The organism is Pedobacter gandavensis (assembly GCF_032678465.1).
Classification (GTDB): domain Bacteria; phylum Bacteroidota; class Bacteroidia; order Sphingobacteriales; family Sphingobacteriaceae; genus Pedobacter; species Pedobacter gandavensis_B.
This window is the reverse complement of the sequence record NZ_JAVTSK010000018.1, coordinates 24,755-33,449: the sequence shown is the minus strand read 5'-3', so window position 1 is coordinate 33,449 and position 8,695 is coordinate 24,755. Positions and strand designations below refer to the sequence as shown.

Annotated in this window: 11 protein-coding genes and 1 tRNA gene; 4 read left to right on the top strand and 8 right to left on the bottom strand. The window is 38.8% G+C overall.

Going from position 1 to position 8,695, the window contains the following annotated elements; all coding sequences use genetic code 11:
• Nucleotides 1–116 precede the first annotated feature (116 nt).
• Nucleotides 117–189: transfer RNA gene (locus tag R2Q94_RS22000), tRNA-Phe, on the bottom strand.
• Nucleotides 190–365: 176 nt separating this feature from the next.
• Between R2Q94_RS22000 and R2Q94_RS21995 the strand changes: the two genes are divergently transcribed.
• Genes R2Q94_RS21995 through R2Q94_RS21985 form a run of 3 tightly spaced genes read left to right on the top strand, consistent with a single transcriptional unit; the run spans nucleotide 366 to nucleotide 3,279 of the window.
• The gene (locus R2Q94_RS21995) at nucleotides 366–1,661 is read left to right on the top strand and encodes a 4Fe-4S dicluster domain-containing protein (RefSeq protein WP_316823628.1); all 1,296 of its coding nucleotides are present in this window, start codon (nucleotides 366–368) and stop codon (nucleotides 1,659–1,661) included.
• A gap of 30 nt (nucleotides 1,662–1,691) precedes the next feature.
• Complete coding sequence (locus R2Q94_RS21990) at nucleotides 1,692–2,492, top strand: (Fe-S)-binding protein (RefSeq protein ID WP_316823627.1); 801 nt, start codon at nucleotides 1,692–1,694, stop codon at nucleotides 2,490–2,492.
• Nucleotides 2,482–3,279, top strand: coding sequence for an MBL fold metallo-hydrolase (locus tag R2Q94_RS21985; RefSeq protein ID WP_316823626.1), 798 nt, complete (start codon nucleotides 2,482–2,484; stop codon nucleotides 3,277–3,279). The genes R2Q94_RS21990 and R2Q94_RS21985 overlap by 11 nt, the downstream gene beginning before the upstream one ends.
• On the opposite strand, the gene R2Q94_RS21980 is transcribed toward R2Q94_RS21985, so the two are convergent.
• Complete coding sequence (locus R2Q94_RS21980) at nucleotides 3,245–3,730, bottom strand: hypothetical protein (protein ID WP_316823625.1); 486 nt, start codon at nucleotides 3,728–3,730, stop codon at nucleotides 3,245–3,247. The genes R2Q94_RS21985 and R2Q94_RS21980 overlap by 35 nt on opposite strands.
• A 48-nt stretch (nucleotides 3,731–3,778) precedes the next feature.
• On the opposite strand from R2Q94_RS21980, the gene R2Q94_RS21975 reads away from it, so the two are divergent.
• Nucleotides 3,779–4,258, top strand: coding sequence for an ABC transporter ATPase (locus R2Q94_RS21975; RefSeq protein ID WP_316823624.1), 480 nt, complete (start codon nucleotides 3,779–3,781; stop codon nucleotides 4,256–4,258).
• 38 nt (nucleotides 4,259–4,296) lie between these two features.
• On the opposite strand, the gene R2Q94_RS21970 is transcribed toward R2Q94_RS21975, so the two are convergent.
• From R2Q94_RS21970 to R2Q94_RS21945, 6 genes are all read right to left on the bottom strand, one after another.
• Nucleotides 4,297–5,325, bottom strand: a complete 1,029-nt coding sequence (locus R2Q94_RS21970; protein ID WP_316823623.1) for an isoaspartyl peptidase/L-asparaginase — start codon at nucleotides 5,323–5,325, stop codon at nucleotides 4,297–4,299.
• Between the two features lie 72 nt (nucleotides 5,326–5,397).
• Nucleotides 5,398–6,120 carry a monofunctional biosynthetic peptidoglycan transglycosylase gene (gene mtgA, locus R2Q94_RS21965; RefSeq protein ID WP_316823622.1) on the bottom strand — a complete coding sequence of 241 codons (723 nt, stop codon included), beginning with the start codon at nucleotides 6,118–6,120 and terminating at the stop codon, nucleotides 5,398–5,400.
• A gap of 113 nt (nucleotides 6,121–6,233) precedes the next feature.
• Nucleotides 6,234–6,677 carry a 50S ribosomal protein L9 gene (gene rplI / locus R2Q94_RS21960; protein ID WP_062550347.1) on the bottom strand — a complete coding sequence of 148 codons (444 nt, stop codon included), beginning with the start codon at nucleotides 6,675–6,677 and terminating at the stop codon, nucleotides 6,234–6,236.
• A gap of 10 nt (nucleotides 6,678–6,687) precedes the next feature.
• Nucleotides 6,688–6,951: a 30S ribosomal protein S18 gene (rpsR, locus tag R2Q94_RS21955; protein ID WP_008244392.1), complete on the bottom strand. Its 264-nt coding sequence runs from the start codon at nucleotides 6,949–6,951 to the stop codon at nucleotides 6,688–6,690.
• A complete protein-coding gene (rpsF, locus tag R2Q94_RS21950) occupies nucleotides 6,951–7,313 on the bottom strand; it encodes a 30S ribosomal protein S6 (RefSeq protein ID WP_062550348.1) in 363 nt (120 codons plus the stop codon). The genes rpsR and rpsF overlap by 1 nt, the downstream gene beginning before the upstream one ends.
• 83 nt (nucleotides 7,314–7,396) lie before the next feature.
• Nucleotides 7,397–8,626, bottom strand: coding sequence for an outer membrane beta-barrel protein (locus R2Q94_RS21945; RefSeq protein WP_316823621.1), 1,230 nt, complete (start codon nucleotides 8,624–8,626; stop codon nucleotides 7,397–7,399).
• Between the last annotated feature and the right edge of the window lie 69 nt (nucleotides 8,627–8,695).

The window sequence follows — 8,695 nt, the reverse complement described above, 5'->3', positions numbered from 1 at the left end:
AGAATTAGCCTTTAGGATATGGATCCCAATTTTAAAATAGATTTGGCTTCAAGGTGCCTGAAAAATTAAAAAGCTATAAAAACAAGAAAGCTCCAGATTTCTCTGAAGCTTTTTAGTGGTGTGGGCCGGGATCGAACCGGCGACACAAGGATTTTCAGTCCTTTGCTCTACCGACTGAGCTACCGCACCGTTTAATAATCTTGTCCCTTATTTGGGATTGCAAATGTAGTATCTTTTTTTGTAATTCAAACATTAATCTTCTTTTTTTATTAAAAAAATCAATAAACATTCTTTTTATGCTTGCATAGTAATTTGTTTTACGGGATTTCTTTTAACTTAGCAACACTATAATCAGAATCAGAAAAATGGTGTTACAAATCCTATTTATAGCAATTACGCTGGCAGCAATAGCCTTGTTCAGTTATAATTTAAAGAAAGTTATCCGCAACATCCGTATAGGAAAGGACGCAGACCGAACTTATCAACCCCAGAAAAGGTTCATGACTATGATCAAAGTAGCCTTTGGGCAGACAAAAATGTTCTTTCGTCCGGTGCCAGCATTACTCCATTTAATCGTTTATGCAGGATTTATTATCATCAATATTGAAGTATTGGAAATCATGATCGATGGTATTTTCGGGACACATCGAATTTTTAGTGGTTTAGGCCCGATCTATAACTTTCTAATTGGTTCTTTTGAAATTCTGGCTTTGGGTGTATGGTTGGGTTGTGCGGTTTTCCTGATCAGAAGAAATGTAATTAAATTAAAAAGATTTAGTGGCGTGGAAATGACCAGCTGGCCGAAATCTGATGCCAATTATATCCTGATCACCGAAATCCTATTAATGACAGCCTTCTTAATCATGAATGCCGCAGACACAAAATTGCAGGCTATGGGCGCTTCACATTATATCCTTGCCGGATCCTTTCCAGTAAGTCAATACCTCACCGGTCTTTTACCGAACTCTGAAGCTGTATTAATTGCGATAGAAAGAGGTTGTTGGTGGTTCCATATCATTGGAATTCTCGCCTTTCTGAACTACCTACCCTACTCGAAACATTTCCATATCCTGTTTGCCTTTCCAAATACTTATTTCTCTAATCTGGAGCCAAAAGGAGAATTTACAAACATGCAAAGCGTAACCAATGAGGTAAAAGCGATGCTTGATCCTTCTTTTACACCTCCAGATGCAGAACCAGGGAAGTTTGGAGCTAAGGACGTAAATGACCTTAGTTGGGTCAATTTGATGAATGCATACACCTGCACAGAATGTGGTAGATGTACCTCAGTATGTCCGGCTAACATCACCGGGAAGCTATTGTCCCCAAGAAAAATCATGATGGATACCCGTGACCGATTAGAAGAAGTAGGAAAAAACATAGACAAAACAGGGAATGGCTTTGATGATGGAAAATCTTTGATAGACTCCTATATCAGTAGAGAAGAAATATGGGCCTGCACCAGCTGTAATGCCTGTACACAAGCCTGTCCAATTAACATTGATCCATTAGCAATCATTACTGAACTAAGGAGATATGCAGTAATGGAAGAGTCGCAAGCTCCGGCCAGTATCAATGCCATGCTGGGCAACATTGAAAACAATGGTGCACCATGGAAATACTCTCCGGCGGACAGGTTAAACTGGGCCAAAGAAAGTTAATGAAAATATTAAATCTGACATTTAGCTAAGATGAGCGAGCAACTAAATTTTGAAGTGCCTACTATGGCAGAAATGATAGCAAAAGGTGAGGAACCAGAAATTCTTTTTTGGGTAGGTTGTGCCGGAAGTTATGATGAAAGAGCACAAAAGACCACTCGTGATATATGTAAGATCCTGCATCATGTAGGTATAAAATATGCCGTTCTGGGAACGGAAGAAAGTTGCACTGGAGATCCGGCAAAACGTGCCGGGAATGAGTTCTTGTTCCAGATGCAAGCCATGACCAATATAGAAGTACTCAATGGTTACAACATTAAAAAAATTGTAACCGGTTGTCCACATTGCTTCAATACCATCAAAAACGAATATCCGGGTTTAGGCGGTAACTACGAAGTCATTCATCATACTCAATTGATACAGGATCTGATCAACGATGGAAAACTTAAAGCAGAAGGCGGAGAGAGTTTCAAGGGCAAAAAGATCACTTATCATGACCCTTGTTACCTGGGTCGTGGAAATGACGTTTATGAAGCTCCACGTAAAGCTTTAGAGGTACTTGATGCACAGTTGGTGGAAATGAAACGTTGTAAATCCAATGGTTTATGCTGTGGTGCCGGTGGCGCACAAATGTTCAAGGAACCCGAAAAAGGAAATAAAGACATCAATATCGAAAGAATTGAAGAGGCATTGGAAACTCAACCACAAGTAATTGCAGCTTCTTGCCCTTTCTGTATGACCATGCTTCGTGACGGTGTCAAGATGAAAGATCAGGATCAAAATGTGCAGGTATTAGACATTGCAGAAATTACAGCCAGGGCAAATGGCTTATAATCAACTTCATATTGCCTCTTTAAATTCAGGGAGTAATGGTAATTGCTATTATATTGGTAACGACCAGGACGCAGTTCTAGTGGATGTCGGCTTATCTTGTCGTGAAACAGAAAAAAGAATGTCAAGAATAGGCTTAAGTATGGATAAGGTAAGGGCTATTTTTATTTCACATGAGCATACCGACCACATCAAGGGACTCCCTGTCTTATCAAAAAAATTCAATTTACCGGTATACCTTACAACCGGTACATTGAAGGGTTGTAAATTTGACCTTAAGCAAGAGCTTGTCAGGCCATTGCCAGCCCATGAGGCCGTGATTGTCGGGAATCTATCTGTTACTGGTTTCCCTAAAATCCATGACGCTTCAGATCCTTACAGCTTTATGATTGCTTATGGAGAAACTAAAATTGGTGTATTCACTGATCTTGGTGCCGTTTGTGAGCAACTCACTTACTATTTCAAACAATGTCATGCTGCTTTCTTAGAAACAAATTATGATGATGATTTACTAAGTAAAAGCGCATACCCTTATTTTCTAAAACAAAGAATCAGTGGAGGAAGAGGTCACTTGTCCAACAAACAAGCCCTGGAACTATTTACAGCTCATAAACCAAGTTTTATGAGCCACTTACTGCTTTCACATCTTTCCAAAGACAACAATTGTCCTGAACTGGCAGTTAACTTATTTAAGGAACATGCACGGGGAACCGAGATCGTTGTTGCCTCAAGGCACGCAGAAACTGCAGTATATACTATTTCTGAACCTGCAACTGTCCATTCATTTTAATCAACTTCTCAGAAAGTTCAGACAGGTCTTGTGCTTCAATTTTTTTAGTGGGGATCACCATAAATGAGGCCATGCTATCCACATCCCCATCCTTTTTATCATTGTAAGTTTGCACAATCACATCCTCACCTTTGGTGAGGAAAAACAGCCTCCCGGTAGTATCCGTTCCAGCGTATTCCAAAGCTTTAAATTTCATCAGGTTAAAAGAGAAATACTCCACTTTACCATTGGAGAAAAACCGTTTATATCTACAAAAGCCACTGTTGGTAACATTCAATTCATACCGTGTGACCTCCCGATTTTCGGCAGCATGGTCATACCACTCTGCAAGTCTTTTCTGGAGATAAGCAAGTTCCTCATCTAGAAAGGATTGAACTTTAAAAGCCATAAAAATCAGGCATGACAATGCCCAAAGGCATATTTTCAAGTTTAATGTAAACTTTTTCATCATGATCACGTTTTAGAGAAATCAATTTAAATAAATTACTAAATTTGAAGTATGTCTTTTTCTCCACAATCTAAAGTTTGGGTATACCAAAGCAACCGTGTATTTACGAAAACTGAAGCCATGGCCATTCAGCAAAAACTGAATGATTTTACGGCACAATGGAAAGCGCATGGCCATCAGTTAGATGCCAAAGCTAATGTCATTTATGACTTTTTTATTGTCTTTACTGTAGATGAAGCCAATGCAGGTGTAACCGGATGCTCTATTGATGCTTCTGTAAGGGTAGTTAAGGAAATTGAGCAGGAATACGGTGTTGATCTTTTCAACAGGTTCAATATGGCCTATAAAGTCGACAATCAGGTAATCGTAACGAATAAAGAAGACTTCGAAACCCTTGTAAGTATAAAAAAAGTAACTCCAGAAACGATTGTTTTTAACAATATGGTTCAGACACTTGAGGAATTCCAAACAAAATGGGAAGTTCCTTTTGAGCAAAGCTGGCATAGCAAAGTGTTTGCACACTTGCTATAGTCAATAAATAAAAAAACACCCAAACCGGGTGTTTTTTTTTATTTATAGATGAATACCTCTATTTTTCCTTCGGCAGTAACTGTACCACGGTACATTCCGGCAGTATTAAAAGGCATTGTGACATGTCCTTTTTGATCCATCGCAATTAGGCCCCCATCACCACCCATTTTACCTACCTTCTCCAATGCTACTTTTGCCGCTTCAGCTACGGACATATTTTTATATTCCATCATTGCAGAAATGTCGTGGGCGACCACATTCCGAATATAAAACTCCCCCCAGCCAGTACATGAAATTCCTGCAGTTGCATTATTCGCATAAGTCCCTGCACCTATAATTGGCGAATCACCTACCCTTCCATATTTCTTATTAGTCATACCTCCAGTAGAAGTTCCTGCAGCCAGATTTCCAGCTTTATCCAGTGCCACGGCCCCCACAGTACCGAATTTATAATCCCTGTTCTGACTTCCTAATTTTTGTGTTTTCGTACTCCCATGGTCCAGAACAGTCTTTACTGAATCTTGTTGGATTGCCTTTTGAAGGCCATCCCAACGTTCTTTTGTAAAGAAGTATTTAGGATCTACTATTTCTAATTTAGCCTGTTTTGCAAAAACCTCAGCACCAGGGCCAATCATCATGACATGCTCAGATTTCTCCATAACTGCCCTTGCCGCACTGATTGGATTTTTAATTACAGTTACTCCAGCAACTGCCCCCGCCATTAAGGTCTCACCATCCATGATTGCAGCATCCATTTCGTTTCTACCATCATGGGTAAATACAGCACCCTTTCCGGCATTAAATAAAGGTGAGTCTTCCATCACATGAATAGCTGCCTCCACCGCATCTAAACTTGACTTCCCTGATTTAATTACCTCATAGCCAATTTTCAGCGACTTAGTCAATTCAGCAACATAGGCTGCTTCCTTCTCAGGGGTCATATTCTTTTTCAGGATAGTTCCGGCCCCACCATGGATCACCATGACATATTTTTGCTGTCCATAAACTGTACTGCTAAAAAGAAACAGTAATCCGGATAAAAAGTAATTAAGTTTAAATTTCATCATCTTTATTGAGCTATTGAATAGAAGATTTCCATTCTAATTTATAGAACTTTTAGCATTTATCGTAGAGACCATCTAAAAATCAAGTGGCCCTAATCTACGCATGTTCTTCATGATCAGGTACTGTCTATGGCGAATATAAGGCGTAGCGTGCTTTGGTGACCAACGAATTGGATTCGGAAAACAAGCAGCAATTAATGCGGCCTGTGCCTTACTCAACTTCCGGCAAGACTTGCCATAATAAGCTTTTGAAGCAGCTTCAGCTCCATAAATTCCATCCCCCATCTCTATGACATTGAGGTAAACCTCTAAAATTCGTTCTTTACTCCAAAAAATTTCAATTAGTAAAGTGAAATAAGCTTCAAAACCTTTACGAATCCAGGAACGCCCTGGCCATAGGAATACATTCTTTGCCGTTTGCTGGGAGATAGTACTTCCTCCTTTGATTTTTTTACCCTTCTGATTAGCGGCAAAAGCCTTTTCAATTGCTTTAACATCAAAACCAATGTGTTTCAGGAAGAGCTGATCTTCAGCAGAAACCGCAGCCCTTTTCATGTTGTCTGAAATTTCCTCTAAGTCGACCCATTCCTTTTCCATTTTATAAGGTTTACCATCGGCTTTACGCTCAATATTCCTCTGGACCATTAAGAGGGTGATGGGAGGATTCACAAAACGGTAAAACAGTACCCAAAGTACCGAAACCATCAAAAACCAAAGGAAAACTTTGGTGACAATATTAGTTATCTTTTTAAATAAGGGGGATCTACTTTTTTGAGGATTGCGTTTCTTAGTTGCCATTACTCAAAGGTAAGAAGATTGAGGACTTCCATATTGCTTATCTGGCAAAAAAGGCAATAAAAAAAGGGCTCTGATAAATCAGAACCCTTTTTTTTATCGTATTATAGATAAGATTACTCAGCTACAACTTCGAAAGGAACTTTAACTTTCACTTCTTTGTGTAAGTTTAAGTTGGCTACGTATTCACCAACAAATTTAGGTTCAGTTTCGAAAGTGATACGGCGACGGTCAACATCAAAACCTTGTTGTTTCAATGCGTCAGAAATCATGATAGTGTTTACTGCACCAAAAATCTTTCCTGTTTCACCAGCTTTAGCACCAATAGTTAACTTCACATCTACTAAACGTGCAGCGATACCATCAGCATCTTTCTTAATTTTATCTTGTTTAAAAGCAGCTTGTTTTAAGTTTTCTGCTAATACTTTTTTCGCTGAAGGAGTAGCCAACTGACCAAATCCTTGTGGGATTAAGTAGTTACGACCGTATCCTGGCTTTACATTAACGATATCGTCTTTCTCCCCTAGGGATTTGATATCTTGTTTTAAAATAATTTCCATTTCTCAGCTCCTATTTTAATTGGTCAGCAACAAAAGGTAACAAACCAATATGACGTGAACGTTTAACCGCTTGTGCCACTTTGCGTTGGAATTTCAATGAAGTACCAGTTAAACGGCGAGGTAAAATTTTACCTTGGTCATTGATGAACTTTAACAAAAAGTTTGCGTCTTTGTAATCAATATATTTAATTCCGTTCTTTTTGAAACGGCAATATTTTTTTCTGTTATCGTCCACTTTTGGAGCGGTAACATATTGTATTTGATCTTTAGCCATTATCCTGCAACCTCCTCTTTCTTAGGTTTTTTGTTAAAAGCACCACTGCGTTTCTTCTCATTATACGCAACCGCATGACGATCTAATCTAATGGTAAGGAAACGTAGAACACGCTCATCACGTTTTAGTTCTAATTCCAATTTACTTACTAATTCACCAGAAGATTTATACTCTGTAAGGTGGAAGAATCCGCTTGCTTTTTTCTCAATCGGATACGCTAATTTTCTCAAACCCCAATTGTCCTCTTGAACAATCTCGGCTCCGCTATCAGTAATGATTTTGCTGAATTTGGCTAATGCCTCTTTAGCAACCTCTTCTGATAACAACGGGGTTAGAACGATAACAGTTTCGTACTGATTCATTGTTATGATTAATTTATGTTTATTTCCCGCATTAAATACGGGGACGCAAATGTAGCAATTAAATTATTAATAATCAAATCATCTTAGTGTTTACCAAACAGATAGTTAAGGCCTATGCGGAATCTATGTCGCTCGGCACTATAATAAATGTAGTTGGTCATCGCAGTGGGAATATTATAACCAGCGAGTAGCTCTATTTTTTTATTCAGGACAACACCTACGTTTACAGGAAATGAAAAGTAAAAACTTTCCATATCCATTGGCACATTCACTGGCTTCAAATCATCCGAAAGCAGCTCCTTTTCATATTTAAAGTTAAGTAGGTTACTGACCTTTGAATAATTCAGACTCAATCCACCGCTCACAAAAACTTTAAACCTGTCGGCGTTGTAGACATGATATAGTAAAGCAGGTGTGATGATAGCATTTAACTGATCAAAAGAATTTCCTCCGCCCGAACCGGTCACTTCACTTTTACTCTTAATAAAAGCCAGTTCCACGCGAAATGCCAATTTGCGTATTGAAGGATTGATGAATAGGTCAAGCCCCCCACTGAGCATTGGTGAAAAAGAAATTTTTGAATTGGCATCTGCAAGTGAGGTTTTCCCCCGAAACTTTGTCTTCGCCATATCCATACTCAGCCCGGCAAACCATCTGCTTTGTTCAAACTTAGATTTCGTTTTTTGTTGGCCATTAATCAAGGTAACCATTTTGATCAGCTCATCTTCTTTATACCTTAGGGTTTGCAGTTTTCTTTCAATGGCTGGACTAGACTTATCATACTTTTCTACCAGAAATGAAAGCCGACGGGCATATCTCAGGTTAGTGATTAAGGTCCCTGATTGCCCCTCTTTATAATACTGCTGCATGATCAATTCTGTTGGATTCATTTCCTGATGATCCTGGATGTAAAACCTAGTTTTAATACGATCAGCGTAAGCGTATAAATTTACATTTGGTCCTGACTGTAATACCTGTAAAAAGACCGTATCTCTCTTAGATGTCGTATCGACCTGGGTTGAAATTGAGTAAATATCAACCGAGCCCTGGCTGATATCTACTAAAAAACGCTGATAGGATGCCCTGTCGTTAATATGACAGGCCGCACAATCTTTTAAGGTATAGGTCCTAGGTGTGGAGTTAGATTCGGTCTTAAACAGGAATGAGGTAGGAGTTTTCCTCGCTTCCCTATAATCAATATATCCATGCAGGGTATCTTTTGCATTGGTAACTACATATCCTTTTTGGAAATTCGTCTGAGCAATCCCAAGCGCCGGGATGGCAACAAGTAGAAAAAGAAGAAAGCGTTTCATATTTAAATTTATTTTTTTTATGCAAAGGTATGATTAATATCAAAATATGAAAAAACACAAAGTACTGAA

Excerpts from the sequence above, each read along its gene's own strand:
- R2Q94_RS21995 (WP_316823628.1), top strand. The coding sequence starts at position 366 with ATGGTGTTACAAATCCTATTTATAGCAATTACGCTGGCAGCAATAGCC.
- R2Q94_RS21990 (WP_316823627.1), top strand. The coding sequence starts at position 1,692 with ATGAGCGAGCAACTAAATTTTGAAGTGCCTACTATGGCAGAAATGATA.
- R2Q94_RS21985 (WP_316823626.1), top strand. The coding sequence starts at position 2,482 with ATGGCTTATAATCAACTTCATATTGCCTCTTTAAATTCAGGGAGTAAT.
- R2Q94_RS21980 (WP_316823625.1), bottom strand. The coding sequence starts at position 3,730 with ATGATGAAAAAGTTTACATTAAACTTGAAAATATGCCTTTGGGCATTG.
- R2Q94_RS21975 (WP_316823624.1), top strand. The coding sequence starts at position 3,779 with ATGTCTTTTTCTCCACAATCTAAAGTTTGGGTATACCAAAGCAACCGT.
- R2Q94_RS21970 (WP_316823623.1), bottom strand. The coding sequence starts at position 5,325 with ATGATGAAATTTAAACTTAATTACTTTTTATCCGGATTACTGTTTCTT.
- mtgA (WP_316823622.1), bottom strand. The coding sequence starts at position 6,120 with ATGGCAACTAAGAAACGCAATCCTCAAAAAAGTAGATCCCCCTTATTT.
- rplI (WP_062550347.1), bottom strand. The coding sequence starts at position 6,677 with ATGGAAATTATTTTAAAACAAGATATCAAATCCCTAGGGGAGAAAGAC.
- rpsR (WP_008244392.1), bottom strand. The coding sequence starts at position 6,951 with ATGGCTAAAGATCAAATACAATATGTTACCGCTCCAAAAGTGGACGAT.
- rpsF (WP_062550348.1), bottom strand. The coding sequence starts at position 7,313 with ATGAATCAGTACGAAACTGTTATCGTTCTAACCCCGTTGTTATCAGAA.
- R2Q94_RS21945 (WP_316823621.1), bottom strand. The coding sequence starts at position 8,626 with ATGAAACGCTTTCTTCTTTTTCTACTTGTTGCCATCCCGGCGCTTGGG.